Origin of the sequence: Achromobacter sp. GD03932 (assembly GCF_029839485.1) — a bacterium.
Taxonomy (GTDB): Bacteria; Pseudomonadota; Gammaproteobacteria; order Burkholderiales; family Burkholderiaceae_B; genus Achromobacter; species Achromobacter bronchisepticus_A.
The window spans coordinates 200,720-226,709 of sequence record NZ_JAOCAT010000002.1; the positions used below are offsets into that span (position 1 = coordinate 200,720).

A 25,990-nucleotide genomic window follows, 5' to 3' on the forward strand; every position below is an offset into this window, starting at 1 on the left:
CCGCCATCTTAGGCCACCGGCGGCCCAGCCGCCGCTGCGAGGGGTCATTGTTCCATGCGACACTTTCCGGGTTCACCAGCCACACAGGAGGAATTCCATGCGTATCGCCATCATGACCGCCGCTGCCGCGCTTGCGTTGGCCGCAAGCGCGCAGGCGCAGCCGCTGGATTGCGGCAACGCGGCCACGCAGACGGACATGAGCCTGTGCGCCGACCAGGCGTACCGCAAGTCCGACGCCGCCCTGAACGCTGCCTACAAGGAAGTGACCACGCGCCTGAAGAACGACAGGGCCGCGACGACCCAGCTGCATGCCGCCCAGAAGGCCTGGCTGTTCTTTCGCGATGCGGAGTGCGCCTTCGCGTCCAGCAGCACGTCCGGCGGCAGCGCCTATCCCATGACGCTGAGCCTGTGCCTGGACAAGCTGACGCAGGCGCGCACCAAGGAGTTGCAGGCCTACCTGAAGTGCGAGGAAGGCGACCTGAGCTGCCCGGTGCCGGGCAAGCAGTAAGCCGCCGCATGAAGACCGATGAGATGAGCAAGAGCGATCCGGGCCTGATCACGGACGAGCAGGGCGTGGCGCGCTGCTTCTGGCAGCCGTCCATGCCCGATTATCACGACCACGAATGGGGCAGGCCGGTGGCGGATGACCGCCGCCTGTACGAGAAGATCTGCCTGGAGGGCTTTCAGGCCGGCATGGCGTGGATCACGATCCTGCGCAAGCGCGAGGCGTTCCGCGCGGCCTTCGACGACTTCGATTTCGAGCGGGTGGCGCGCTACACGGAGCGCGACGTCGAGCGCCTGATGGGCGACGCGGGCATCGTGCGCAACCGTGGCAAGATCGTGTCCGCCATCAACAATGCCAAGCGCGCACGCGCCCTGGCCGACGAAACGGGTTCATTGTCGGCCTGGCTCTGGAGCCATGAGCCGCCGGCCCAGGACCGCCCCGCGACCGTGGACCTGGATTACTGGAACGGCAATCCGACCTCGCCGGCGTCGGCGGCGCTGTCGCGCGACCTGAAGAAGCGCGGCTGGACCTTCGTGGGCCCGACGACCATGTACGCCTTCATGCAGGCCGTGGGCATGGTCAACGATCACATGAGCGGCTGCGTCTGCCGCCAGGCGGTCGAGGCGGCGCGGGCGGGGTTCAAACGGCCGAAATAGGCCGCGGCAGGGCTGGCGCAAAACAAGTTGAGTTGGTTGCGATTCGCAAGTATATTGGTTGCGAACCGCAACTTTAAGGGCGTGCCATGGACTTGATCGACACCCCCATCCAATCTCGCGATCAGACCATCCGGGATCTGCGGGAGTTCTCCCGCAAACTGGTGCGCGAGCTGGGCTTCATGCGCAGCTCGCTGGCCGGCAGCGAGCTGGCGCCGTCCGCCGTGCACGCCATCATCGAGATCGGCCTGCAGCCGGGCATCCAGGCGCGCGACCTGGCGGCCATCCTCAGGCTGGACAAGTCCAATACCAGCCGGCAGGTCGCCAAGCTGGAATCCGCCGGGCTGTTGACGCGCGAGGCCGACAGTGCAGACGCGCGCTCGTCGCGGCTGTACCTCAGCGCGGAGGGAGCCCGGCTGCGTACGCAGATCGACCAGTTCGCCACCGACCAGGTTTCGCGGGCATTGCGTCAACTGGCGCCCGAGGACCAGCAGTCGCTGATCCGCTTTCTTTCCCTGTATGCCGACGCCCTGTCGCACGAGAACCCCAACACCGCGCCCGCCGTCATGGGCGGCATCGCCGAGCAGATCCACGCCGGCTACCTGCCCGGCTGCATCGGCGACGTGGCCAGCCTGCATGCGCGCTATTACGCGCAGGCCTCGGGATTCGGCGTGTACTTCGAACGCAAGGTGGCGACCGAGCTGGCCGAGTTCGCCGAAGGCCTGCCCGCCGCCGGCAAGAACATCTGGCTGTACGCGGACAACGGCAGGACGCTGGCCTCCATCGTCATCGATGGCGATCTTGCCGCCCGCGAAGCGCACCTGCGCTGGTTCATCGTCGACGAGTCGCTGCGCGGCATGGGCGTGGGCCGCGCCCTGCTGGAGCGGGCCATGGCGTTTGTCGACGCTCACTACGACGAGACCTACCTGTGGACTTTCAAGGGGCTGGATGCGGCCAGGCATCTCTACGAGGCAGCCGGCTTCACGCTGGCCGAGGAGTCCGAAGGCCGCCAGTGGGGCAGCGTGGTGGTCGAACAGCGCTTTGTCCGCCGCGGGCGGCGCGCCTCAGATCACGCTGATGCGCAGCTCGGCCAGTAGGGCTGCCGCCTGAGTCTTGGATATGGTGGCGCCTGCCAGGCGCGCGGCCGAATTCAGGTCGAGGCCGCCCAGGTCGGCTTCGCGCAGGTCGGCGCCTTCGAAGCGGACATTCTTCAGGATGGCGTTGCGCAGGCTGCCGCCATGGAACACGGTGTCGCGGAAATCGCTGCCGGTCAGGTCGGCATCGGAGCAGTCCAGGTGCCGCACATCGGTCTTGCGAAACGACACGCCGCGCAGCAGCGCGCCGACCAGCAGGCATTCCTCCAGCGACCAGCCCAGGCAGGCGATGCCGTCGAAGTCGCTGCCGGTGAGCTTGCAGCCCTGGAAACGGGCAGCGGCCAGCCGGGCGCGGCGCCAGTTGGCATTGTTGAGATCGCAGTTTTCAAAGACGGCATCGCTGGCGTCGCACGAGGCGAAATCCACCTGGCCGCCGCGGCAGCGCAGCCAGACGGCGTCCGCCAGCGTGGCGCCCTGAAAGGAGGCGCCAGCGATCGTGCAGGCCGTCAATTGCAGGCCGCGCAAATCCAGGCGCGAGAAATCCGCGTCCTGGAAGTCGCAGTCCTGGAACGAGAGCGGGCGGCCCGCCGAGCGTTCGATCATGGCCTGCATCAGCTTGCGGTCCACTTCCTGGCCCGTCACCGTCTCGATTGATTCTTGCGTCATGTCGCAAGTTCCTGCCTGAATTTCTGGAAAGGGGACAGCCTACTGGAAGATTTCGCTTTCGACGCAGAAGGCGATCAGTTCCTGGTCGGTACGGACGTTGAGCTTGCGCATGGCCGAGATCTTCTGGCCGCTGACTGTCTTGACGCTGCGCTTCAAGGCGTCGGCCACCTGCATCATGGATTCGCCGCGGATGAAGTGGCGCAGCACTTCGAATTCCTTGGGCGACAGGCTGTTGATGCGTTCACCGATGAACTTGCTGCGCTCATCGGCGGCGCCGTCGCGCTGGAAGCCGGGCGGATAGTACTTGCGGCCGGCATGCAGCGTTTCCAGCGCGGTCATGATCTCGGTGAGGTTGTCGCGCTTGAGCACCACCGCGGCCACGCCGGCGTCGTAGAGCGCCGAGATGATCATGGAATTCGACACCATGGTCAGCACCACGATCTGGACTTCCGGGTAATGCCGCGTCAGGTATTTGACCAGGCGGATGCCGTCACCGTAGGTGTCGTCGCCGGGCATGGAATAGTCGGTGATCACCACGTGCGGCATATCGCGTTGCAGGTGCTGGACCAGCGCGGTCGGCCCGGACAGGGTGGCCGTGACCTCGAAATTGAGGTCCTTTTCCAGCAGGTCGCGCATCCCCATCAAGACCAGGGGATGGTCGTCAACCAGGACGATACGGAGTCTTTCCATGCGGGGGAGTGACTTCAAGCGAGCCCTTGCTGCAACTGGGGAGATGGCGGTCGGACTCATGGTTGGGTGGGAGGCAAACCGATAGCGTAGTGGTTTTTGCGTAGCGGCGCGCCCCGCGCCCGAGAACCGGGGCGGGGAACACGCGCAACAGGGAGATCGGCGGCCTCAGCCGGCCGCTTCTTCTTGCAGGCGGCCCAGGACGAAGCCGTCGACAGCGCCGGTGCGGCCGCGCCACAGCGTGGGCTGTCCGGCGATGGGTGTGCCGTCGGCAGTGAAGAACAGCGCGTCGGCGAGATGGATGTAGTTCGGCAGCGGGTCGGCGGGTTGGGGCACGCGGAAGACGTCGCCCAGTTCCGCCAGCGAGGCATGCACGGCCTTGCGGGTGGCGTCGTCCACCTTGTCCAGCGAGTCCGTGAAGCTGGCGGCGAAGCTGTCGAAGTACTCCGCGCCGGACACGATGGAACCCGACACCAGCATGCCGCCCATCTGCAGGGTCACGCCGATGCTCTCGATCTGGCTGCCGTTGTTCACCAGGTTGACGAGAAATTGCAGGAAGGCGTCGGCGTCGGGAACGTTGCTCATGGCGTGATTCTTGGAAATGTTTGGAAAGCAATCAAGATACTCGAATCGCGGGCGAAATACACAGAATGGGATAGGCCGAAAAACAACCAAATCCGACCGCTATCTCCCCGCTTTGGGAGCTGTCATTTTTTCCAGGCTGCGCCCCAGCCGTTCGCTGGCCAGCCGCAGGCGGTCCTGCAGCGCCGCAGGCGCCAGCACCTCGAATTCGACGTCCAGCGCCATCAGCCAGTAAACCAGCGCGTCCAGGCTGGGCACGGCGCATTGCAGCACGCAGCGCGCTTCGTCCAGCGCGTCGATCTGGCCGGCGCCCGGCGGGATGCGCGCAGCCATGACGGCGCGCGGCGCATGCAGGACCACGCGCGCCGGTTCCGGATGCGGCGCCATGTTGACCGAGCGCGAGACATAGGCGCGCAGGTCGCCGCCTTCGGGCGGCGGGCGCGGGGCGAAATGCGCGCCGACTTCCGGGGCGCCCGCGATGCGGTCGATACGGAAGGTGCGCCAGTCCTCGCGCGCGGGGTCCCAGGCCACCAGATACCAACGGTATCCGGTATGCGCCAAGCCTTGCGGCTCCACCAGCCGGGTGCTGGCCCGGCCCTTGCCGTCCGCATAGTCGAAGCCGACTCGCAATTGGTCGCGGCAGGCGGCTGCCAGCGTGGCCAGCAGGGTGGCGTCGACGGCAGCGCCGTCGCGCGGGATCGGCACGATGGCCGAGCGCAGGGCGTCGACCCGGTGGCGCAGGCGCTGAGGCATGACCTGCTCCAGCTTCACCAGCGCCCGCAGCGCGGTTTCCTCGATGCCGCCCACCGTGCCCGTGGCGGCCGTGCGCAGGGTGAGCGCCACGGCCAGCGCTTCATCGTCGTCCAGCAGCAGGGGCGGCAGCGCCTTCCCCGCGCGAAAGGCATAGCCGCCCGCCACGCCGCTGCTGGCATGGACGGGGTAGCCCAGTTCGCGCAGCTTGTCGATGTCGCGCCGCAGGGTGCGGGGGTGAATCGCCAGCGTCGCGGCCAGCTCGGTTCCGGCCCAATGGCGGCGGGTCTGCAGCAGCGACAGCAGGCGCAGGAGGCGGTTGCTGGAAGTAAGCATGGCGGCACGATAACGCGTATCGAGGGCGGAATCTGTCCTCAATGGATTCTACATTGGCTCCCGTAGTCAGCGGCAGGGGCCGCGACGCACATCCCTTGATTGAATTGGAGATTCGCCCATGTCTATCGTTTTCTATTGGCACCCCATGTCCAGCGCAACCCCGGTGGCTTGCGCGCTTGCCGAACTGGCCGTGCCGCACGAACGCGTGAAGGTGGACATCAGGACGGGGGAACAGCATCGCCCCGAATTCCTGGCGCTCAATCCGAACGGCAAGGTCCCCACGCTGACGGTGGACGGCGCTCCCTTGTTCGAAACCTTGGCGATACAGCTATGGCTGGGAGAGCGCTACGGCGTGGAACGCGGCCTGTGGCCCGCCGCCGACACGCCCGAACGCCTGCTGGCGATGTCGTGGTGCGCCTGGTCCTATGTCAGCTACGGTGCGGCGGTGACGCGCCTGTATCTCGCCACGCAGGGCGCAGACGCGCCCGGCGGCGCCGAGGCCGAGCGCGTACTGGACGACGCGGACGCGTTGCTGGCCGTGCTGGACGGCCATCTGTCGCGGCAACCCTGGATTTTGGGCGCGGCCTACTCGCTGGCCGACCTGGTGGTCGGTTCGGTGATCGGCTATAGCGCCTATCTGGGCGCCAGGGTGGCGTCGCATCCGCATGTGCGGGCGTGGATGGACCGGGTCCAGGCCCGGCCCGCCATGCAGATCGACGCTTAGCGCGTGTGGGCAGGCGCCGCGGCTTACCAGCCCCAGCAGGTGCCGGCCGCGGGCTTGCCGCAGTTGCGGTAGTTCACGGCGAACCACAGCTTGCCTGCGCCCCGCGGACTGCCATCGGTCTTGGCGTCGTTGCGCGGCAGCTCTTCCAGGGTGTCGCGCGCCTTCTTGGTGGGCGAGCCGCTGGCGGCGTCGGGCGCCAGCGCGATACGTCCCAGGCCGGCAGCGTCGCGGTCATCGAAGACAATGTCGGTGTCCTTCAATGCGCTCATCTTCAGGGAGGCGTCGCGCACCGCGGCGGCATAGCTGTCGTTGGCGCCGGCAGGCGCCAGGCTCTTGTCGAGGGTGCTGACGGCGAGGATCTGCGCCGGCGCGGCGGGCGCCATCATCTTGTACTGGTCCAGGCCCGGCAACTGGCCGCCCGCGGCTTGGCGGCGCAGCCAGTCGCCCCACAGGAACTCCGCGAACTCCGGCAGGTTGCCGTTGCTGTAGGCGATGTCGCGGGTGAAGTACACCAGCGAGCGGTAGCGGTCCTCCTGCATGCCGCCGGCTTCCTGGGCGCTGGCCAGCCCCAGGCGGGCGGGCAACTGGTCCACGGTGATGGGCTGGTTCTGGCCGTCGCGCAGCCAGGCGCGGCGTTCGTCGACCATGCGCTGCCAGAACGCCGCCGCATTGGGCAGGGTGCTGTAGTTGGCGTCGACCTTGACCCAGACCGGCAGCTTGGGCCCGCCATCGGCGATTTCGCGCAGCGACGAGAAGGTGTGGTGGCCATCGGTCAGATACAGGTTGCCGTCCCAGCCAACCACCACCGTCTTGAGGTTGGCGGTGTCGGTGCCGGGGGCGTTCTTGCAGGTGTAGGTGGCGGGCTGATCCAGGCGTGCGGCGCGCGCCTCGGCGACGCTCTGGAATTCCTGCGCGCGCTCGGCGCCACCCATGTCTTCGCAGTAGTCGTCGAACCTCTTGCCGACCGTGCGGTTCAGGTAGTCCAGCTGCTGTGCCGGCTTGTCCGCCCAGGTCGGACGTTCGAAGTCCCCTTGCCAGCGGCCGAGCTTGTAGTAGATCTGGTCGTAGCCGATGGCGGCCTGGGTGGGGCGCAGCTCTTCGATGCGGACCTGGATGACGTCGCCCGGCTTGGCCTGCAGGTAGGCCGTGTTGCGCGGCGGCTGGGTTTCGGCGGGGGGCGGCGCGACGGCGACGGGTTCGTCGTCATGATCGTCGCCGCCGCCGTTGCAGGCTGCAAGGGCCAGCGGCAGCAAGGCCGCGGCCACGGCGTGCAACAGACGTGGCCGGCGGGCAGGAAGAGCGCGGCGCGCAGGACGGGAGATAGAGGGCATGGTCCGCTTCAGGATCTGGTTTCAAAGATAGCCGATCATGAGGGACGCGTGTTTCCTGCAGATTGCACCGGAGCGGGTTGCCACGCATGCAGCCGGTCCATGAGGTCGCGCACGACGGCGGCCTGATCGTGGATGCGGGCGGCAGCGCATGCCGACAGGCCCGCCGCCAGCTCCTCTTCCAGGGCTTCGAAGTGCGAGGCAGGCGCTCGCATCTGCAAGGCCAGCAGCGCGCCCTGTATGCGATGCAGCATTTGGGCCGTAGCGACGGCGTCGGGTTTCTCGGCGGCCTGTTCCAGCGCATCGAGATCCTGGGTCATGGTGTCCTTGATGAGCTGGCGGTGGTTCGGCGCAAGCGCGGCGTACACGGCGAGCGTGCCCGCGGCGGGAAAGGCGGAAGTATGAGGGAGCGGTTTATGCATGAGAGCCTCCTAGGCGTACATGCTGATGACGTCAGGCTCCCGGGCGATATTAAAAAGGTCCGATACCAGGGGGCAGGTAATCGGACCGATTCGTCAGGAACGGAAGCGGCCCCGCAGCCGCTCCGCTGACTTGCTTAGAACGTGTGGCGCACGCCGACGCCGGCGGCCGTGCTCTTCAGGCCGTCGATGAAGGCATAGTCCTTGCCGTACGAACCATAGGCGTACAGGTTGGTGCGCTTGGACAGGTCGTAGGTGTAGCCCACGCTCCAGACGTTCATGTTGGTGTCGCCGCCGGTCAGCTTGTCATTGTTCGGCGATACGTGCTGCCACGACGCGAACAGGCTGCTCGCGCTGCCCAGGGGCAGGGTGGCGCCCAGCATGTAGGAGTTGGCCTTGAAGCCGTCCACGAAACGGTTGGTGCCGAATTCGTCGCTGAAGGGCGTGCCCGCGGGCAGGTCCTGGCCGACGAACCAGCCGTCGGTGGTGCGGCCGTAGGCGGCGGCGAGCTTCACGACTTCCAGGTCGTAGGACACGCCCAGCGCGTACTGGCGCGGCGTGGCGTCATGGTCGATGGCGCCGCGGTTGGAGCCGTTGAGCTGGTCGTAGGTCAGCGCTACGTTCAGCGGACCTTGCACGTAGCGCAGGCCGGCGGTGATGCCGCGGGTATTGTCGGCGGTGCGAAAGCCCGTCTGGTCGGCGTTCGTGTCGTCCGCATTGAACGAGTAGCCGACGCCGAGCTCGAAGCCGTTCACCGAAGGCGTCTTGTACATCACCATGTTGTCCCAGCGCATGGTGTTGGCGGCGCTGAAACCCAGGCCCATGTTGGACTGCGTGTAGCTGGTGTAGAAGGGGTCGATGTCGGCAAGGTAGTTCGAGCCCACCGTGGCCTGGCGGCCGAACTCCAGCGTGCCCCAGGCGTCGTTGGCCAGGCCGATGGTGGCCTGGCGGCCGAACAGGCGGCCGGATTGACCGCGCTGGCCGTTGGCCGAGTCGAATCCGCTTTCCAGCGTGAACACGGCGCGCAGACCGTCGCCCAGATCTTCGGCGCCGCGCAGTCCCCAGCGCGAGCCGGCCTGGATGCCGTTAATCATGCCTATCTTGCTACCGTCGTATCCATCGCCTTTGATCTTGTTGTAACCAATGCCGGTGTCGATGACACCATAGAGAGTTACCGACGATTCTGCCTGAGCAACGCCTGCAAAAGTCGTGAACATTGCGGCGGCGAGCAGCGTCTTTTTCATCCTTGGGGACTCCTTGTAGAGGGGTGGAAAAAACAAAAGGGAACAGCACGCGAGCATGTAGCCCAGCGCTGTTCCCAGCCCTCATTGTAGGACACCGGCCGCAGCCGGCTGGATCAGTCCTTGCGGCGTGCGCGCTTTTCCTCGCGCACAAAGATGAAAACGCCGACCAGCACCATGGCCGCCAGGGCGTACCAGGTGATGGCGTAGCTCAGGTGATTGTTGGGGAAGTTCAGCACCGTCAGGCCGCCGACCGGGGCAGTGCGTCCGCTGCCGTCCTTGCCCGTCGCATCGGCGTCGATGAAGTAGGGCGCTACGTCGCTCAAGCCGCGCGCCGCGGCGATGGCGGGCAGGTCGCGCGAATACCAGAGGTTGGTCGCCGGATCGTTGTTGCGCAGGAAACCATGGGCGGGTTCGCCCATGCGCAGCAGGCCGGTGACGCTGGCTTCTTCGGGCGTTTGTTGTATGGCCGACTTGCTCTTGCGCCATTCGGGCAGCACGAAGCCGCGGTTGACCAGCACCGTGCCGCCCTCGGGCAACTGCAGCGGCGTCATGACCCAGTAGCCGCTGCCCAGCTCGGTCGCGGCCTGCACCAGGGTCTGGCGGTCGTACAGATAGGTGCCCTTGGCGGTGACACGGCGGTATTCGGCGTTGTCGGAGGTCAGCGCGGGCCATTCGGCCTGGGCCGGCGCTGGCGTGGGCGCCGCATGGGCACGCTGTTCGACCTGTGCGATCAGGGTGCGCTTCCAGGCCAGCCGGTGCACCTGCCAGGTGCCCAGGGCGCAAAGCCCCGCGAAAATGGCGACAGCAAGCACCCCCAGGATGACCAGGGTGAGTTTGCTGCGCGGATTGCGGGAGGAGGTGTCGCGGGTAGTGGAGTCGTTTACTGCGGCCATCAGGGCATTTTCCGCATGTCGTGAGTGGACATGGGCATCATATTGGAGTCGAGGTGATACATGATCCAGATGGATCCGCTGAGCGTGATTACGACCAGCACCAGCGTGAATATTAACGCCAACATGTTCCAGCCGCTTTCGGACTTGGTGTCCATGTGCAGGAAGTAGATGATGTGGACCACGATCTGCACGGCGGCGAAGGCCAGGATGATCAACGCAGTGGTGCGGGATTCGGAGAAAACCCGATTCATGACCAGCCAGAACGGAATGGCCGTCAGGATGGCTGCCAGCACAAAGCCGGTCATGTAGCTCTTGAAGGTGCCGTGGGCGGCGCCGTCATCGTCGTCGTGGTGGTCATGGCCGCCATGGCCGTGATCGGCCGGATGATCCAGGTGCGCGGTCATGGCAGCACTCCCATCAGGTACACGAAGGTGAAGACGCCCACCCAGATCAGGTCCAGGAAGTGCCAGAACATCGACAGGCACATCAGGCGGCGGCGGTTTTCGGGGATCAAGCCGTGCATCTGGACCTGGATCATCATCGTCACCAGCCACACGATGCCGAAGGTGACGTGCAGCCCGTGGGTGCCGACCAGGGTGAAGAAGGACGACAGGAAGGCGCTGCGCTGGGGACCTGCGCCCTGGTGGATCAGGTGCGCGAATTCGTACAGTTCCAGGGACAGAAAGCCCAGCCCCAGGATGCCGGTCACGGCCAGCCACAGCTGGGTGGCGCCGACGCGGTTGCGCCGCATTTCCAGCATCGCGAAACCGTAGGTGATGGAAGACAGCAGCAGCAACGCGGTATTCACCGCCACCAGTTCCAGATCGAACAGGTCCGCGCCGGACGGGCCTGCCGCATAGTTGCGTCCCAGCACGCCATAGGTGGCGAACAGGCAGGCGAAGATGAGGCAATCGCTCATCAGGTAGACCCAGAACCCCAGCAGGGTGCCGTTCTTGGGATGGTGTTCGCCCGGGACGTGGAACACGGGTTTGGCGGGCGGCGCCGTGCCGCCGGGCAGGTTGGGGGCCAGGGTATCAGACATTTTTCGCTAGCAACCTTGTGCGGGCGTCTTCGGCGCGCACGACCTCTTCGGCCGGCACGTAGTAGTCGCGCTTGTAGTTGAAGGTGTGAATGATGGACACCAGGATCAGCGCCGCGAACGACAGCACGACCAGCGGCCACATATGCCAGATCAAGGCGAAACCCATCACCACGCTGATACCCGCCAGCACGATGCCCGCCCAGGTGTTCTTGGGCATGTGGATGGGAATGAAGCCCTGCTGCGGCCGCAGGTAGCCGTGCTGCTTCATCTGCCACCAGGCGTCCTGGTCATGCACGCGCGGCGTGAAGGCGAAGTTGTAGTTGGGCGGGGGCGACGAGGTCGACCATTCCAGCGTGCGGCCGTCCCAGGGGTCGCCGGTGTCGTCGCGCAGCGATTCGCGGCGGCGGTAGCTGACCACCAGCTGGATCAGGAAGCTGGCGATGCCGCAGGCGATCAGCAGCGCGCCGAAGGCCGCCACCTGGAACCAGATCTGCAGGGACATGTCCTCGAAGTGGTTCACACGCCGCGTCACGCCCATCAGCCCCAGCACGTACAGCGGCATGAAGGCGACGTAGAAGCCCACCAGCCAGAACCAGAACGAGCACTTGCCCCAGAACGGATCGAGCTTGTAGCCGAAGGCCTTGGGAAACCAGTACGTGATGCCGGCCATCAGCCCGAACAGCACGCCGCCGATGATCACGTTATGGAAGTGCGCGATCAGGAACAGGCTGTTGTGCAGCACGAAGTCGGCGGGCGGAACGGCCAGCAGCACGCCCGTCATGCCGCCGATCACGAAGGTCACCATGAAACCCAGCGTCCACAGCATCGGCACCTCGAAGCGGATGCGCCCGTGGTACATGGTGAACAACCAGTTGAAGATCTTTGCTCCGGTCGGGATCGAAATGATCATGGTGGTGATCCCGAAGAACGAGTTCACGCTCGCCCCTGACCCCATGGTGAAGAAATGGTGCAGCCATACCAGGTACGACAGCACCGTGATCACGACCGTGGCATACACCATGGATGCGTAGCCGAAGAGGCGCTTGCGGCAGAAGGTGGAGACCACTTCGGAGAAGATGCCGAAGGCCGGCAGGATCAGGATGTAGACCTCTGGGTGGCCCCAGATCCAGATCAGGTTCACGTACATCATGGCGTTGCCGCCGAAGTCCGCGGTGAAGAAGTTGGTGCCCACGTAGCGGTCCATGGACAGCAGCGCCAGCACCGCGGTCAGCACCGGAAAGGCGGCCACGATCAGCACGTTGGTGCACAGCGCGGTCCAGGTGAAGATGGGCATGCGCATCATGGTCATGCCGGGCGCGCGCATCTTGACGATGGTGACCAGCAGGTTGACGCCCGAGAGCAGCGTGCCTACCCCCGCTATCTGCAGGGCCCATATGTAGTAATCGACGCCCACGTCGGGACTCTGGAGGATCCCCGATAACGGTGGATACGCCAGCCAGCCGGTGCGCGCGAACTCGCCGACGAACAACGACATCATGACCAGGATCACCCCGCCCGTGGTCATCCAGAAGCTGAAGTTGTTCAGGAACGGAAAGGCCACGTCGCGCGCGCCGATCTGCAAGGGCACGATGTAGTTCATCAGGCCCGTGACCAGCGGCATGGCCACGAAGAAGATCATGATCACGCCGTGCGCGGTGAAGATCTGGTCGTAGTGGTGCGGCGGCAGGTAGCCCATCGAATCGCCGAACGCCACCGCCTGCTGCAGGCGCATCATGATGGCGTCGGCGAAGCCGCGCAGCAGCATCACGATGCCCAGGATGACGTACATGATGCCGATCTTCTTGTGGTCGATGCTGGTGAACCATTCGCGCCACAGATAGCCCCATTTGCCGAAGTAGGTGATGGCGCCCACCACCGCGATGCCGCCGATGGCTACCGCGATGAAGGTGAAGAGCAGGATCGGTTCATGGTAGGGAATGGCTTCCCAGGTCAACTTACCGAAGATCAGCTTGGTGAGGTCTGGTTGGTCAGGCATCTCGATTCCAGCAAAAAGACCGCAATTTCACGTAGCCCTTGCATCATCCGGATCGCCGTGCGCCAGCGATCCGCTACAGGAGCAATCCTTCGGTGGCGGTGCACATCGCGCCCACGTATTTGCGCGGCGCGCCGGTCAGGCCCAGGCGCTCGCGCGTTCCGGCGTCCAGGGTGGTGACGTTGAGCGCGCCGGGTATGCCCATGCCGCCTTGCGCGTCGATCGCCATCGCGTCGCGCATGCACATGCGGTTGGGCTCCACGCAGCGGTTGACGATCGCCTCGAACAGGCCGGGCGCGCTGGACGCATAGCGCTGCACCGGGTTGCGTTCGCTGGGTTGCTCCAGCTTCAGGTAGGTTTCGCGGCTGAGCGTGGCGTCGGAGGCGCGGGCGTCAGCCACCCATTTGTCGAAGCCCTGCTGGTCCACGCCGTGGAACTTGAAGCGCATGCCGGAAAAGCCCGAGCCGCTGTAATTGGCGGACAGGCCTTCGTATTCGCCGGGATGGTTGATTACCGCGTGCAGGGTGGTCTGCATGCCCGGCATGGCGTAGATCTGGCCCGCCAGCGCGGGCACGAAGAAGGAATTCATCACGGTCGACGAGGTGATCTTGAACTGGATGGGGCGGTCGACCGGCGCCGCCATTTCGTTTACCGCCGCGATGCCTTGTTCGGGATAGATGAACAGCCACTTCCAGTCCAGCGCCACCACCTCCACCACCAGCGGTTTGGTGCCGGCTGGCACTTCGCGGCCTTCGGACAGGCGCACAAGCGGGCGGTAGGGATCCAGTTGGTGCGTGCTGACCCAGGTGAGCGCGCCCAGCGCGATGATGATCAGCAGCGGCGCGGCCCAGATCAGGAGCTCCAGCATGGTGGAGTGATTCCATTCGGGGTCATAGTGCGCTTCCTTGTTGCTGGCCCGGTAGCGCCATGCGAACACGAAAGTCAGGAGGATCACCGGCACGATGATGAGCAGCATCAAGCCGGTGGAAATGATGATCAGGTTGCGCTGCTGCAAAGCGATGTCGCCCGAGGGCGAGAGCAGGACTGCATTGCATCCGGCGAGCAATGGCAGCGCGGCAACCAGGACCAATCCGCGGAACCTTGGGAAGGACGGCATGACCATACCCCGAAACGTAACCGTGGGAAGTAAACGCAACACTACGCTGGAAGCCGCGAAAAATCTAGGGTAAAAAGAACAAAAATGTGCAGGGCGACGCGCGCAGACCAGGGCTGCATCCCAATAACGGAGCGGCTCTGCGCGATATGGGCTGCAGGCGCGCGGGTGTGTTTCAGGATCGTAGGCAAGGCTGTTCCGAACCTCCTTTCAGCGAGCATTCACATGGCGACCACCACGCAATATCCCGGTCATGCTCCTTCGCTCCCCGCGGCCGGCGGCGGCAGTCACGCCAAGGTTGCGCCAGGGGAAATCGCGGTGGGCGTGGTGGTGGGGCGCGCTTCCGAATACTTCGATTTCTTCGTCTTTGGCATCGCCTGCGTGCTGGTTTTTCCGCAGGTTTTCTTCCCCTTCGAGCCGCGGCTGGAAGGCACCCTCTGGTCCTTCGTCATCTTCTCGTTCGCATTCATCATGCGGCCCATCGGCACGGCGCTCTCGATGGCCGCGCAGCGGCGCTGGGGGCGCGCGACCAAGCTCACCATCGCTCTGTTCCTGCTCGGAACGGCCACGGTGGGCATGGCCTTTCTGCCGGGCTACAACGTCATCGGCGCGCATGCGATCACGCTGCTGGCGGTATTCCGCTGCCTGCAAGGGCTGGCGCTGGGCGGGTCGTGGGACGGCTTGCCGTCGCTGTTGGCGCTGAATGCGCCGCCCAACCGCCGCGGCTGGTATGCGATGCTGGGGCAGCTGGGCGCGCCCGTGGGCTTCATGGTGGCCAGCGCGCTGTTCCTGTTCCTGCACGTGACCCTGACCGAAGCCGATTTCCTGGAATGGGGCTGGCGCTATCCCTTCTTCGTGGCGTTCGCCATCAACGTGGTGGCGCTGTTTGCGCGGCTGCGCCTGGTCGTCACCGAGGAATACACGCAGCTGCTGGAAGAGGGCGAGCTGGAACCGATCAGCGTCGCGCAGATGGTGCGCGAGCAAGGCTTCAACCTGTTCATCGGCGCATTCGCGGCGCTTGCCAGTTATGCCTTGTTCCACCTGGTCACGGTGTTTCCGCTGTCGTGGATCGCGGTCAGCGCCACCCAGCAGATCCAGGACGTGCTGATCGTGCAGATCATTGGCGCGGTGCTGGGCATCCTGGGCACCATCGCATCGGGCTGGCTGGCCGACCGCATCGGCCGGCGCACCACGCTGGGCCTGCTGGCCCTTCTGATCGCCGTGTTCGCGCTGTTCACGCCCTGGCTGCTGGGCGGCGGACCCAAGGCGCAGGATGCGTTCATCCTGGTGGGCTTCGTGCTGCTGGGGCTGTCCTACGGCCAGGCCTCGGGGACCGTCACCGCGAACTTCACGCGGCGCTTCCGCTACACGGGCGCGGCGCTGACCTCCGACATGGCCTGGCTGATCGGCGCGGCATTCGCGCCATTGGTCGCGCTGGGCCTGTCCGCGCGTTTCGGGCTGGTGGCGGTCAGCGTCTACCTGTTGTCGGGCGCTGCCTGCACGCTGCTGGCGCTGCGCATCAACAAGGTGCTCGAAACGCGGGACTGATGGGCCTGCTGTTCAGCCCGCGTAGCCTTCCAGCACGTTGGCGACGTTGATGCCCACGTCCGCCACGGCGTAGCCGCCTTCCATCGTGAACACCGCCGGCAGGCCCAGGCCTGCCAGCAGGCGGCCCACATGCAGGTAATCGGCGCTCTTGAGCTGGAACTTGGAGATGGGATCGCCTTCGTAGGTGTCCACGCCCAGCGCGATAACCACCGCGTCAGCCTTGAAGGCGCGCACGGCGGCCAGCCCTTGTTCCAACGCCTGCGTCCAGGCGGCGAAACCGGTGCCGGCGGGCAGCGGCAGGTTCAGGTTGGCGTCCAGGCCCGCGCCTGCGCCGCGCTCATCGGCGTAGCCCAGGTAGAAGGGGTACTCGGTGGTCGGATCGCCGTGCACCGACACGGTCAGCACGTCGGCGCGTTCATAGAAGATGCTCTGCGTGCCGTTGCCGTGGTGGTAGTCGACGTCCACGATGGCCACGCGTTGGGCGCCAGCTTCGCGTAGCGCCTGCGCGGCCAGCGCCGCGTTGTTCAGGAAGCAGTAGCCGCCGAAGAAATCGGGGCCCGCGTGGTGGCCGGGCGGACGCGTGAGCGCCATGGCGACGCGAGGCCCGCCCGCCGCGGATACCGCGCGCGCGGCGTCGATGGCGCAGGCCGCGCCTGCGGTGGCGGCCTCCCAAGTGCCCGCGGTCAGCGGGCAGCCGCTGTCGAACGAGAACAGGCCGACCCGCGCGGCGAAGTTGGTCGGTTCGATGTCGTGACGGAATCCGCGCACGGGCCAGACCGAAGGCAGGATGTCCAGTCCGGCATTGGCCGGGTCCAGCGCCACCCAATCGCGCCAGGCTGTTTCCAGGAAGTCCACGTAGCGCGGGGTGTGCACGCGCTTGACCAAGCCCAGGTCCGCCGCCGACGGTGTGCGCAATGCGCCGATGCCACGCTGGCTCAGCGCCTGCAGGACGAACTCCAGGCGCGCGGGGGTTTCGTGGCAGGGCACCAGCTTGCCGCGGAACATTTCCTGTCGGCCAGCGTGTTTTTCGTGGACAGGGTTGTGGAAAATCAGCACGGCGGGGGTGTCCTCGGACGTAGAGCCTGGTGGGCGGAAGCGCAACTATAGCGGCCGCGGCGTTTGCAGCGCCATGGCGAAGGCGGGACGCGCGCGGCGGGACGGCGCCTTACGGGCCAGTCTTCGCGGCGCATGTGCCGCCCTTGGCGCCGGGGTGCGGAATCTTGCGCTCCGATTCGCCCTCGCGCCGGGTCCAGGAGATGACCCGCGCCGAGCCGTCCGGGCACACCCGGTACTGTTCGAAGCCATAGGTGTCGGCGCTGTAGCGGCACGCCACGGAAATAATGGGTTTGGCCGCGTCGAACTCGGGATTGACGAAGCCGCGGCAGGGGCTGGCCGCCGCATCGGGATACGGGATCTCGTGGTAGCGCCCGTCCTTGGGGCGGTACAGGAAGATGCGCGAAATCGCTTGCGTGCTGCCGCCGGTCTGGCCGATGACGAAGTCGCGGTAGCCGTCATGGTCCACGTCCACGTCCTGGAATTGGTCGACTTCCTCGTCGCCGCCGATGCTCGCGATTTCCTGTTCCGGGCCGTTGCCCACGCGTGCGCCGAGGCGCTGCTGGGGCAGTTCGGAAACCGTCACCACCGAGGACAGGCCCGGCCGGATGGCATAGGCGTAGTCGCGGGCAACGGCGCCGTTGCAGAGCGCGGACAGCGCGGCCAAGGCCGCCATGGACAGGAATCCTTTCATGCGGGCGCCCTCCGCGCCGTGAACTCGGTGAGGCATTATGCCGCAGCGGCTTGCGGGGAAACCAGGACTTGCCGCCGGGCGGGCGGCGGGGGATCCTGGGTAGAATTCCAAGATATGCAGGATTGCCGCGACGCGCTCCGCCCGCCATGAATTTTCCGTTTCCCATCCGCCAAGAATGTCCGCCGGGCGCCTGCGTGTGCGACCGCGACCGGCTGTTGGCCGATCCCGCCGCCGACTTCCGCGTGTTGCGGCTGACCAAGGAAGAGGAAAAGCGCCTGGTGGCGCGGCTGGAGAACATCTCCAGCCTGGAAGACCTGCGCGCCATGCAGGGACGCATCCATGCGCAGCTGGGCATCGTGATTCACATCACGCCCAGCGAAAACGAGGTGCGCACCTCGCGCGGCATCGCGATCCAGCTGGAGGACCAGCTCGGGCTGTGCCGCAAGACGCGCACGGCGATTCCCGCCGCTATCCGCCGCGGTTTCGACAACCGGCCCGAGATCGTCTACGCGCTTCTGAACGAGCGCGACCTGCTCAGCGGCACCTGAACGCGTTCAGGATTGCTTTGCCCCGGCGGCCGTGCCGCAGGGCGCCAGCGGCACCACGTCGGCCGGTGTGCGGCCGGCGTCCGGACGCGTCGCGTCCCGCTTCTTGCCCAGGGTGACGGGGTAGATCAACAGCACGGCGCTGCCGGCTTCCAGCTTGGGGTCCTGTTTGGTGCCATAGGCCACCGTCCAGCCGCGCACGGCCAGCGGCGCCAGGGTGTATTGCAGCGCCGAGCCCGGCGAAACGTGCGCCACCTTGCCGGCGAACAAATCCTGCTGATGGGTTTCCATGCCATTGGCGGTCACATAGGTGGCGATGCTGACCAGCGAGGCGCCATTGCCGGGACGTCCCAGCACGGCGGTCTTGTACTTGCCGGCAGGGATGTCGGTCAGGTTTACGGTAAGAGGATCCGCCGCGTGGCCGCTGGCATCCAGCCTGACGCCGTTGACTTCGGCGCGAGCCAGGGGCGCCGTGCCGGTGTTGCGCACGCGCACGCTGTATTCCCCGGAAGTGCCCGTGACCGTGCAGACCTCGATGCCGTAGGCGGGGCGCACAGGGTGCGCCTGCGCCGCCGTGGCGGCCATGGCCAGCAGGGCCGCCAGCAACAGCTTGCGGGCAGGGGAATTGACGGTGGGCACGGCACGCTCCTCTTAAAGGGGCAGCGCGCCGGATTGCCGCGTTGCCTGCCCTATTACACCACTTGGCGGCCGGGCGCCGCGGCTTGCTCGCGCTTGCCGGCCAGCCAGTGGAGGATCAGCGCCAGCACCAGCAGGCCGACGATGATGAAGCCCCAGAAGATCCAGGCCAGCACCGAGATCAGCGTGCCGAGGCTGCCGGCGAAGGGCAGTACCTGATTCAGGCCTTGCGCGGCCCAGACCAGGCCGCCCTGCAGCGTCTGCAGCCAGGCGGGGTCGACCCAGGCCGCCGCCCAGGCGGGGGGAACCCATTGCGAGGTATCCAGCGCCGTGCCGGGCACCTGGGTCGTGGCGATGGTCGACAGGACCCAGTTGGTCAGCTGCAGTGTCAGCGCAACCAGCCCGGTCCAGAGTGCTGCAAGCACGGCGAAGGCGAGCCAGATGATCTTTTTCATTGAGGTGGTACTCCGATGTTTCAAAAGAGGGTCCACGATAAGGCGGATTCTATTTCTGAAAAACCAGCGTGGTTGTGACAAACATTAAGAAAAAACCGAAGTTTTTGCCTTGGCGAGCACGATCTGGACCAGCGGATGGTGCTGTCCGCGGCGGTTGCGGATGGCGTGGATTTCCTCGTGCACGTCGTCGCAGCGGGCCAGGGGGCGCAAGCCCCGCAGCACGCCGATGTCGCCGCCGCCCAGTCGGCTGAGCGGAAATACGCCCAGGCCGCGGGCCGCGAACACCGACATCAGGGCGCTGTCTTCGAATTCGCCGACGACATTGGGGTAGATGCCTTGTTCGGCGAACCAGCGGTCCAGCGTCTGGCGCAGCACGGAATGGCCGGTGGGCAGCAGTACCGGCAGGCGCTCCAGGCAGCGCGGAAAGTCCAGGGTGTCGGCCTTGCGCACCAGTTTGGCGGGGCCGTACCAGTCCACTGGCGATGAAACCAGGCGGTCGCTGGTGAGGCGCAGGTTGGGGTTGGCGGGCGCACCCTGGCCGGCCAGCACCAAATCCAGGTGATGCTGGGCAAGTTCGCCCAGCAGTTCCTCGACCTCGCCTTCGTGGCAGGTCAGGCGCAGGTCCGGCGTGTGCAGCACCGGCCCCAGCAGGGCCTGCGCGGCCAGCTTGGAAATACCGTCCGACAGGCCCACCGACAGACGTATGACGGGCTTGGTGGCGGCGGCGCGGACCTCCTGGGGCAGCATTTGGCCGATCTGGAAGATCTCTTCGGCGCGGGCGAAGGCGGCTTCGCCCGCGTCGGTCAGCGCCACGCCGCGCCCGGCCGGCTTGAGCAATTGGTGGCCCAGGTTTTTTTCCAGTTCGCGCACTTGCGCGCTGATGGTCTGGATGGCCATGTCCAGCCTTTCGGCGGCACGGGAAAAGCCGCCTTCCTTGGCGACCATCCAGAAGTAATACAGGTGTCGGTAATTGAGCATGGCAGGAATAACTTCGGTTTTTTCGAACCTTAACTCACTTTCAGGCTGATTTCTCCATTCGGCCAGGATCTGGATCATGAGCCCCTTCGAACACAAGCGGGAACATCATGGACACCTTGCTCACCTTACTCTCCGCCGATTTCTTCGGCACCCCGGCCTGGAGCTGGCTGCTATTCATCGGCATCGTGGTCGCCTTGCTGGCCTTTGACCTGGGCGTGCTGCACAAGGAAGACCGCGAGATCGGCGTGCGCGAGAGCCTGCTGCTTTCCGCCGGCTACATCAGCGCGGCGCTGCTGTTCGGCGCCTGGGTCTGGTGGCAGATGGGTTCCGCCAGCGGCATGGCCTACTACACGGGCTTCATGATCGAGAAGTCGCTGTCGATGGACAACGTCTTTGTGATCGCGCTGATCTTCAGTTTCTTCGCGATTCCGCGCCAATACCAGCACCGCGTGCTGTTCTGGGGCATCCTCGGCGTGATCGTGCTGCGCGCCATCATGATAGGCCTGGGCGCGGCGCTGGTCAGCAATTTTGGCTGGCTGCTGTATCTGTTCGGCGCCTTCCTGGTGTTCACCGGCATCAAGATGTGGATGATTGCGGACCAGACGCCGGATATCGCGTCCAACCCGATCCTGAAGTTCCTGAAGCGCCGCATGCGCGTCACGGAAGGGCTGCGCGGCAACGCGTTCTGGGTGATGGAGACCGATCCCGCCACGTCGAAGAAGGTGCGCTGGGCTACGCCGCTGCTGCTGGCGCTGGTGTTGATCGAGTTCGTAGACCTGTTGTTCGCGGTGGACTCCGTGCCGGCGATCTTCGCCATCACCACCGACCCGTTCATCGTCTACACCAGCAACATCTTCGCCATCCTGGGCCTGCGTGCGCTGTACTTTGCGCTGGCGGCGATGATCCACCGCTTCCATTACCTGAAGTACGCCTTGGCTCTGGTCCTGGTCTTCATTGGCGGCAAGATCTTCCTGGTCGGCTTCATCGGCAAGGTGCCGGCTGCCTTGTCCCTGTCGGTGACCTTCGGTCTGATCGCTGGCGGCGTGTTGTTCTCGCTGTGGAAAACCCGCTCGGACGCCTCCAAGCAGGAACTCGCGGCGGAATAAGCCCCGCGGCGTGACGCAAGACGCCCGCCATATCCAACGGATATGGCGGGCGCTTTTTTTGGGATTTGTCGCGCCGGTGCGGCGGGCGTAGAGTGCTGGACAGTCCAAATGCCGCAAGGAGCCGTCATGACCAGTTGGTCCGCCAAACAGTATTCCGCCTTTGAAAACGAACGCACCCGTCCGGTGCGGGACCTGGTCGCCGCCTTGCCCAATCAGGATGTGAAGCGCGCCGTGGACCTGGGCTGCGGTCCTGGCAACTCCACCGAGGTGCTGGCCAGCCGCTACCCCGATGCCGAAATCAGCGGCATGGACAGCTCGGAGGACATGCTGCAGTCGGCCAGGAAACGTCTGCCGGGGCTGCGATTCGAATTGGCCGACATCGCCACGTGGGATCCGCCCGGAACCTACGACGTGATTCTGGCGAACGCCGCGCTGCAATGGGTGCCGGACCACGCGACCCTATATCCCCGCCTGGTCGGCAAGCTGGCGCCGGGCGGGAGCCTGGCGGTGCAGACCCCGGACAACCTGGAGGAGCCGGCCCACCGCCTGGCGCGCCAGGTGGCAGGCGAGGCGCCGTGGGCCGCCGCCATCGGCGGCTTCAAGCATCCGCCGCGCCACAGCGCCGCCTGGTACTACGAGCTGCTCAAGCCGCATTGCGGCCTGCTGGACGTGTGGCGCACGACCTACCATCACCCGCTGGCAGGCGCAGCGGCGGTGGTGGAGTGGTTCAAGGGCACGGCGCTGCGGCCCTATCTGGACCGGCTGGACGCCGCCGGGCAGGCCAGTTTCCTGGCCCGCTACCAGTCGCTGATCGAAGAGGCCTATCCGGCGCTGGCCGACGGCACGGTGCTGCTGCCGTTCCCGCGTCTGTTCATCATTGCGGGGCCGAAGCAGGGTTGAGGTTGGCGGCGGGCGCTTCCCAGCCGCCGCCCAACGAGCGGTACAGATCCACCAGCACCAGCGACACCGAGGCCTGGGTCGACACGCGGGCCTGGTCGCTGGCCAGCACCGCGTTCTGCGCGCTGAGCACGTTCACGAAGTCCGAAGCGCCCGCGGCATATTGCCGCTGTGCGTTCAGCAGCGCCTGGCGGGCGCTCGCGGAGGCGCGCTCCAGGCTGGCCCGGGTCAGTTGCTGCGCCTGGTAGGCGGTCATGGCATTGTCGACTTCATGCCAGGCATTCAGCACGGTTTTTTGGTACAGCAGCGCGGCTTCCTGAGCCTGCGATTCGCGCAGCCGCAGCCGGCCTCGCAACCGGCCGCCCTGGAAGATGGGAATCTGCAACGCGGGGCCGACGCCGAACACCCCGGCGTTGTCGGTGTCGAGGTCCCGCAATTGCAGAGCCTGCAGGCCGAGGTTGCCTGACAGCGTGATGCGCGGATAGAAATCGCCCTCCGCTACGCCGATCGCCGCGACGGCCGCGTGCAGATTGGCTTGAGCGCGGCGGATGTCGGGCCTGCGCTCGGCCAGTTCGCTCGGCAGTCCGACGGGAACCTGGAGCGGACCGCCGGGTATCGGACCCACCGCCGCCAGACGCGGTTGCAGCGCGCCGGGCGGCTGCTCCAGCAGCAGCGCCAGCGCATTCATCAGCTGTTCGACGCGCAGCACGAGCGGCGGCACGCCGGCTTCTATGGCGGCGGCCTGCGCATCGGCTTGCGAAACGTCCAGTTCGGTGGCGACGCCTTCGCGTTGGCGCAAACGAGTCAGCGCCAGGTTGCGCTCGGCATTGGCAAGCGTTTGGCGCAGCACGTCCAGTTGGTTCTGCGTGCCGCGCAGCAGGATGTAGTTGCGCGCCGTTTCGGCGCGGATGGCCAGGACCACGCCGCGCTGCGCCTCCAGCGCCGCCTGGGACTGGGCGCCGGCCTGTTCGACTTCGCGTCGCACGCGGCCCCACAGGTCCAGTTCCCAACTGGCGTCCACACCCGCTTGCCACAGATTGAATGAGGACTTGCCGCCGTGGCCCGAAGGGTCGGCCAGGCCGACCTCGCTGTTCTGGCCGCGCTTGTAGCTCGCGCTTGAGCCTACGGCGGGCAGGCCGTCGGCTTCGGTCACGCGCAGGGCCGCGCGGCTTTGCAGCAGGCGTTCGTGGGCGATGCGTATGTCCAGGTTGGCGGCGGTCGCTTCGGCGATCAAGGCGCTCAGGGTGGGATCGCCGAAGCTGTCCCACCAGGATGTGTTCACATCTTGCGGCACGGGGACGCTGTCCACGGCGGAGGCGTCAGGCATCCGCCATTGCACGGGCAATGGCGCCTGGGGAGCCTGAAAGTCGGGGCCCACTGCGCAGCCTGCCAAGGCGGAAAGCGTGCAGGCCAGCGTGGCATTGATCAAGCGGCGCGGGGTCATTGCATGGACTCCTCTGCCGCGGCGCCGGTATCGACCACGGCTTCGACGGACATGCCGGCGCGCAGCGGCGGCGCGCCTTCGGCCGGCGCGTCCAGCACGATCTTGACGGGCAGGCGCTGCGCGACCTTGGTGAAGTTGCCGGTGGCATTGCTCGGGACTACCGGCGAAAAGCTCAGGCCCGTGGCCGGTGCGATGCTTTGGACGCGGCCGCGCAGCGGCGTATCCGGATAGGCGTCGACCGTGATGGTTGCGGGCTGGCCCGGGCGCATGCGGGTCAACTGCTTTTCCCGGAAGTTGGCCACCACATAGGCTTGTTGCAGCGGCACCACCGCCAGAATCGGCGTGCCCGGGCTGACATAGGCGCCCACGCGCAGCGAGCGCCGGCCGACGATGCCATCGATGGGAGAGACGACCTGGGTATGCGACAGGTTGAGTTCCGCGCGGTCCTTCAGCGCCTGTGCGCGCAGCAGCCCGGCCTGCGCGGCCTCGCGGTTGGCTTCCAGCACGTCGCGCTGCTTGCGCGCGGCCTGCAGTGTGGCCGTGTGTTCGGCCTGCCGCGCCTGCGCCATGTCCAGCCGGCTGCGGGCCTGTTCATAGGCCTGCTGGGTGCCCGCGCCCTCGCTGGCCAGCCTGCGGTGGCGCTGGGCCTCGCTTTCGGCATAGCGAATATCCGCCAGGTCGGCGCGCGTGACGGCGACGGCCTGCTCGATCACGGCTTGCTGGCGTTCCAGGGTTGCGGCCGCGTCCGACAGGCGTGCGCTGGCGACTGCGAGTTCGGCGCTTGCGGCCGCCAGCGCGGCCTGATGGTCGCGGTCATCGATGCGGGCGAGCAGCTGGCCTTGCTTGACGGCCTGGTTGTCTTCGACCAGCACGGCGTCGATGAAGCCGGACACCTGCGGGGCGACGATGGTGTGGTCGGCGACGACAGTGGCGTCATCGGTGGATTCGGCGGCGCCGGTGGCGGACCATGACCAGCCTGCATAGGCCAGCAGGACCAGGGCGCCCAAGGCGCAGGCGCGGGGAAGGGGAGAGGTCAAGAGAGAGAAAGGCATGTTATGGACTCGATTTCAGGTCGCGGCGCGCGGTGGATAGATGCGGGTCGCGACGAAGGGGATGAGCAGGATGAGGAGCACGGCCACGCCGGCCATGCACAGATAGAGGTCGGCTGAGGTCAGCACGGCGGCCTGTTCCTGGATGCGGCGGGACAGCGCGGCCGCGTTCTCGCCGGCCGTGCTCAGCGGAAAGTTGCCCAGCTGGTCGGCCAGCATGCTGGAGTGGTAATTGCGGCGCGAGGTGGTCAGCGCGTCCAGCAGGCCGGTGGCGGCTACCGCGGCAAAGCCCTTGATGGTGTTGAACCACGATGACGCCCAGGGGCCGTCCTGCGGCGCCAGGCCGCCGGTGGCCAGCATCAGCAGCGGGATCACGGCCATGGGCTGGGCGAAGATCTGTACGGCTTCGAGCAGGTAGAACTGCTCGCGCGACCAGACGGGCGTCAGTTGCGACCCCAGCAGGCAGGACAGGGCCAGCAGGCCGAGGCCCGAGGCCAGCACCCAGCGGCAATCCACCTGGCGCAGGTTGCACAGCGCCGCGACCAGCGGCAGGGCGATCAGTTGCGGCAGGCCCATGGTGAGCAGCACCGGCGCTGTTTCCAGCGGCCGGTAGCCGCGCAATTGCGCCAGGAATGACGAGGGAATCAGGATCACGCCCAACAGCACGATCAGCACGCCGCCCAGCGTCAGCAGGGCATGGCTGAGGTTGCGGTTGCGCAAGAGCTGGATCTTGAAGAACGGCAGGGGATGCGACCATTCGTTGATCATGAACAGCACCATCAGCACGCCGCCTCCGCCCAGCAGGACGGAGATCAGCGGCGAGTTAAGCCAGTCCAGCCGGTCGCCCTGCAACAGGCCGATGACCAGCATGGACAGCGCCGGGGCGCCCAGCAACAGGCCGCGCCAGTCGAACAGGCGCAGCCGTTCGAGCTTGAGCGGATCCTGGGGCAGCCCGCGCCAGACGGCCCAGGCCGCGAGCGCCGCGGGAGCGACGATCAGCCAGAAGGTCCAGCGCCAGCCCAGCACCTCGGTGCAGAAGGCCGCCAGCGGTATGCCCAGGCTGGGCGCGAAGGTGGCGGTGAGGGCGTAGCCGCCCAGGCCATAGAGCTTGATGCCCGGCGGCAGGAAGCGCAGCGCCACCGTCATGAGCATGGGCGGCAGCGCGCCGCCCGCGAGGCCTTGCAGCGTGCGCAGGAACAGCAGCACGGGCAGGTTGGGCGCAAACGGGCAGAGCGCGCCGAACAGCGCAAAGGCGGCCAGCGCCGTGACCGTGAAGCGGCGCAATGAAAACGTGACCGAGCACCAGGGCGCGAATGCCATGGCGCATACCGACGCCGCGGCGTAGACGGCCACGAACCAGGTGCCCTGGTCGTAGCTGATGCCCAGCGCGCCGCGGATGTCGGGCAGCGCCATCTTGGTCACGTTTTCGTTGAGCCCGGCGAGGATCACCGCCAGCAGCACGCCGAGCAATCCGGTCAGGATGCGCCAGCCGAAGGCCGCCGCGGCGGGCGGGGCGGGGGGAGCGGCGGCCGTCATGATCGTGGGCCGCCCCTGC

28 protein-coding genes are annotated in these 25,990 nt (G+C 66.4%); 8 read left to right on the forward strand and 20 right to left on the reverse strand.

What is annotated here, in order from left to right; translation table 11 throughout:
- The first annotated feature begins 97 nt into the window (after positions 1 to 97).
- From N5C88_RS02625 to N5C88_RS02635, 3 genes are all read left to right on the forward strand, one after another.
- Positions 98 to 508: a lysozyme inhibitor LprI family protein gene (locus N5C88_RS02625; protein WP_280014626.1), complete on the forward strand. Its 411-nt coding sequence runs from the start codon at positions 98 to 100 to the stop codon at positions 506 to 508.
- Positions 509 to 516: 8 nt separating this feature from the next.
- Positions 517 to 1,161 carry a DNA-3-methyladenine glycosylase I gene (locus tag N5C88_RS02630; RefSeq protein WP_059378744.1) on the forward strand — a complete coding sequence of 215 codons (645 nt, stop codon included), beginning with the start codon at positions 517 to 519 and terminating at the stop codon, positions 1,159 to 1,161.
- Between the two features lie 86 nt (positions 1,162 to 1,247).
- Positions 1,248 to 2,255, forward strand: coding sequence for a bifunctional helix-turn-helix transcriptional regulator/GNAT family N-acetyltransferase (locus N5C88_RS02635; protein ID WP_280014627.1), 1,008 nt, complete (start codon positions 1,248 to 1,250; stop codon positions 2,253 to 2,255).
- Here the strand turns inward: N5C88_RS02635 and N5C88_RS02640 are convergent.
- The 4 genes from N5C88_RS02640 to N5C88_RS02655 all read right to left on the reverse strand — a co-directional run bounded on the left by N5C88_RS02640 (position 2,223) and on the right by N5C88_RS02655 (position 5,273).
- Positions 2,223 to 2,918, reverse strand: coding sequence for a pentapeptide repeat-containing protein (locus N5C88_RS02640; protein WP_280014628.1), 696 nt, complete (start codon positions 2,916 to 2,918; stop codon positions 2,223 to 2,225). The genes N5C88_RS02635 and N5C88_RS02640 overlap by 33 nt on opposite strands.
- A 39-nt stretch (positions 2,919 to 2,957) precedes the next feature.
- Entirely contained in the window at positions 2,958 to 3,608 is a 651-nt protein-coding gene (locus N5C88_RS02645) for a response regulator (protein WP_059378753.1), read from the reverse strand.
- Positions 3,609 to 3,773: 165 nt separating this feature from the next.
- Complete coding sequence (gene gvpU / locus N5C88_RS02650) at positions 3,774 to 4,190, reverse strand: gas vesicle accessory protein GvpU (RefSeq protein WP_280014629.1); 417 nt, start codon at positions 4,188 to 4,190, stop codon at positions 3,774 to 3,776.
- Positions 4,191 to 4,289: 99 nt separating this feature from the next.
- On the reverse strand, positions 4,290 to 5,273 hold the full coding sequence (locus N5C88_RS02655; RefSeq protein WP_059378755.1) for a YafY family protein: 984 nt from the start codon (positions 5,271 to 5,273) through the stop codon (positions 4,290 to 4,292).
- A 118-nt stretch (positions 5,274 to 5,391) separates the two neighbouring features.
- Between N5C88_RS02655 and N5C88_RS02660 the strand changes: the two genes are divergently transcribed.
- A complete protein-coding gene (locus tag N5C88_RS02660; RefSeq protein ID WP_059378756.1) occupies positions 5,392 to 5,997 on the forward strand; it encodes a glutathione S-transferase family protein in 606 nt (201 codons plus the stop codon).
- 23 nt (positions 5,998 to 6,020) lie between these two features.
- Here the strand turns inward: N5C88_RS02660 and N5C88_RS02665 are convergent, their stop codons facing one another.
- From N5C88_RS02665 to cyoA, 8 genes are all read right to left on the reverse strand, one after another.
- Positions 6,021 to 7,328 carry a ParB/Srx family N-terminal domain-containing protein gene (locus N5C88_RS02665; RefSeq protein ID WP_280014630.1) on the reverse strand — a complete coding sequence of 436 codons (1,308 nt, stop codon included), beginning with the start codon at positions 7,326 to 7,328 and terminating at the stop codon, positions 6,021 to 6,023.
- Between the two features lie 35 nt (positions 7,329 to 7,363).
- Positions 7,364 to 7,747, reverse strand: coding sequence for a hypothetical protein (locus N5C88_RS02670; RefSeq protein WP_059378760.1), 384 nt, complete (start codon positions 7,745 to 7,747; stop codon positions 7,364 to 7,366).
- Between the two features lie 134 nt (positions 7,748 to 7,881).
- Positions 7,882 to 8,988, reverse strand: a complete 1,107-nt coding sequence (locus N5C88_RS02675; protein ID WP_059378761.1) for a porin — start codon at positions 8,986 to 8,988, stop codon at positions 7,882 to 7,884.
- Between the two features lie 113 nt (positions 8,989 to 9,101).
- On the reverse strand, positions 9,102 to 9,881 hold the full coding sequence (locus N5C88_RS02680; RefSeq protein WP_280014631.1) for an SURF1 family protein: 780 nt from the start codon (positions 9,879 to 9,881) through the stop codon (positions 9,102 to 9,104).
- The gene (gene cyoD, locus N5C88_RS02685; RefSeq protein ID WP_059378763.1) at positions 9,881 to 10,285 is read right to left on the reverse strand and encodes a cytochrome o ubiquinol oxidase subunit IV; all 405 of its coding nucleotides are present in this window, start codon (positions 10,283 to 10,285) and stop codon (positions 9,881 to 9,883) included. Before cyoD ends, N5C88_RS02680 begins: the two co-directional genes overlap by 1 nt.
- Positions 10,282 to 10,923 (reverse strand): cytochrome o ubiquinol oxidase subunit III, encoded by a 642-nt coding sequence (gene cyoC, locus N5C88_RS02690; protein ID WP_280014632.1) that lies wholly within the window; start codon positions 10,921 to 10,923, stop codon positions 10,282 to 10,284. The genes cyoD and cyoC overlap by 4 nt, the downstream gene beginning before the upstream one ends.
- On the reverse strand, positions 10,916 to 12,919 hold the full coding sequence (gene cyoB / locus N5C88_RS02695; RefSeq protein WP_059378766.1) for a cytochrome o ubiquinol oxidase subunit I: 2,004 nt from the start codon (positions 12,917 to 12,919) through the stop codon (positions 10,916 to 10,918). The genes cyoC and cyoB overlap by 8 nt, the downstream gene beginning before the upstream one ends.
- Before the next feature lie 73 nt (positions 12,920 to 12,992).
- Positions 12,993 to 14,033, reverse strand: coding sequence for a ubiquinol oxidase subunit II (gene cyoA, locus N5C88_RS02700; RefSeq protein ID WP_059378858.1), 1,041 nt, complete (start codon positions 14,031 to 14,033; stop codon positions 12,993 to 12,995).
- A gap of 222 nt (positions 14,034 to 14,255) precedes the next feature.
- On the opposite strand from cyoA, the gene N5C88_RS02705 reads away from it, so the two are divergent.
- Positions 14,256 to 15,578 (forward strand): MFS transporter, encoded by a 1,323-nt coding sequence (locus N5C88_RS02705; RefSeq protein ID WP_280014633.1) that lies wholly within the window; start codon positions 14,256 to 14,258, stop codon positions 15,576 to 15,578.
- 12 nt (positions 15,579 to 15,590) lie between these two features.
- Here the strand turns inward: N5C88_RS02705 and N5C88_RS02710 are convergent, their stop codons facing one another.
- Both N5C88_RS02710 and N5C88_RS02715 read right to left on the reverse strand, forming a co-directional pair.
- Positions 15,591 to 16,634, reverse strand: coding sequence for a histone deacetylase family protein (locus N5C88_RS02710; RefSeq protein WP_059378768.1), 1,044 nt, complete (start codon positions 16,632 to 16,634; stop codon positions 15,591 to 15,593).
- A 109-nt stretch (positions 16,635 to 16,743) separates the two neighbouring features.
- Positions 16,744 to 17,325, reverse strand: coding sequence for a hypothetical protein (locus tag N5C88_RS02715; RefSeq protein ID WP_059378769.1), 582 nt, complete (start codon positions 17,323 to 17,325; stop codon positions 16,744 to 16,746).
- 146 nt (positions 17,326 to 17,471) lie between these two features.
- Between N5C88_RS02715 and N5C88_RS02720 the strand changes: the two genes are divergently transcribed.
- A complete protein-coding gene (locus N5C88_RS02720) occupies positions 17,472 to 17,873 on the forward strand; it encodes a hypothetical protein (protein ID WP_059378772.1) in 402 nt (133 codons plus the stop codon).
- A gap of 6 nt (positions 17,874 to 17,879) precedes the next feature.
- On the opposite strand, the gene N5C88_RS02725 is transcribed toward N5C88_RS02720, so the two are convergent.
- The 3 genes from N5C88_RS02725 to N5C88_RS02735 all read right to left on the reverse strand — a co-directional run bounded on the left by N5C88_RS02725 (position 17,880) and on the right by N5C88_RS02735 (position 19,939).
- Positions 17,880 to 18,509, reverse strand: a complete 630-nt coding sequence (locus tag N5C88_RS02725) for a hypothetical protein (RefSeq protein WP_118932947.1) — start codon at positions 18,507 to 18,509, stop codon at positions 17,880 to 17,882.
- Between the two features lie 53 nt (positions 18,510 to 18,562).
- On the reverse strand, positions 18,563 to 18,961 hold the full coding sequence (locus N5C88_RS02730) for a hypothetical protein (RefSeq protein ID WP_088142529.1): 399 nt from the start codon (positions 18,959 to 18,961) through the stop codon (positions 18,563 to 18,565).
- A gap of 84 nt (positions 18,962 to 19,045) precedes the next feature.
- On the reverse strand, positions 19,046 to 19,939 hold the full coding sequence (locus N5C88_RS02735) for a LysR family transcriptional regulator (protein ID WP_059378774.1): 894 nt from the start codon (positions 19,937 to 19,939) through the stop codon (positions 19,046 to 19,048).
- Between the two features lie 107 nt (positions 19,940 to 20,046).
- Between N5C88_RS02735 and N5C88_RS02740 the strand changes: the two genes are divergently transcribed.
- Both N5C88_RS02740 and tam read left to right on the forward strand, forming a co-directional pair.
- Positions 20,047 to 21,045: a TerC family protein gene (locus N5C88_RS02740; protein WP_059378776.1), complete on the forward strand. Its 999-nt coding sequence runs from the start codon at positions 20,047 to 20,049 to the stop codon at positions 21,043 to 21,045.
- A 126-nt stretch (positions 21,046 to 21,171) separates the two neighbouring features.
- Positions 21,172 to 21,945 carry a trans-aconitate 2-methyltransferase gene (tam, locus tag N5C88_RS02745; protein ID WP_059378777.1) on the forward strand — a complete coding sequence of 258 codons (774 nt, stop codon included), beginning with the start codon at positions 21,172 to 21,174 and terminating at the stop codon, positions 21,943 to 21,945.
- On the opposite strand, the gene N5C88_RS02750 is transcribed toward tam, so the two are convergent.
- Genes N5C88_RS02750 through N5C88_RS02760 form a run of 3 tightly spaced genes read right to left on the reverse strand, consistent with a single transcriptional unit; the run spans position 21,920 to position 25,971 of the window.
- Positions 21,920 to 23,386 (reverse strand): efflux transporter outer membrane subunit, encoded by a 1,467-nt coding sequence (locus N5C88_RS02750; protein ID WP_118932949.1) that lies wholly within the window; start codon positions 23,384 to 23,386, stop codon positions 21,920 to 21,922. The two genes, tam and N5C88_RS02750, sit on opposite strands and share 26 nt — an antisense overlap.
- A complete protein-coding gene (locus N5C88_RS02755; protein WP_280014634.1) occupies positions 23,383 to 24,438 on the reverse strand; it encodes an HlyD family secretion protein in 1,056 nt (351 codons plus the stop codon). Before N5C88_RS02755 ends, N5C88_RS02750 begins: the two co-directional genes overlap by 4 nt.
- A 15-nt stretch (positions 24,439 to 24,453) precedes the next feature.
- On the reverse strand, positions 24,454 to 25,971 hold the full coding sequence (locus N5C88_RS02760) for an MFS transporter (protein ID WP_280014635.1): 1,518 nt from the start codon (positions 25,969 to 25,971) through the stop codon (positions 24,454 to 24,456).
- Positions 25,972 to 25,990: the final 19 nt, after the last annotated feature.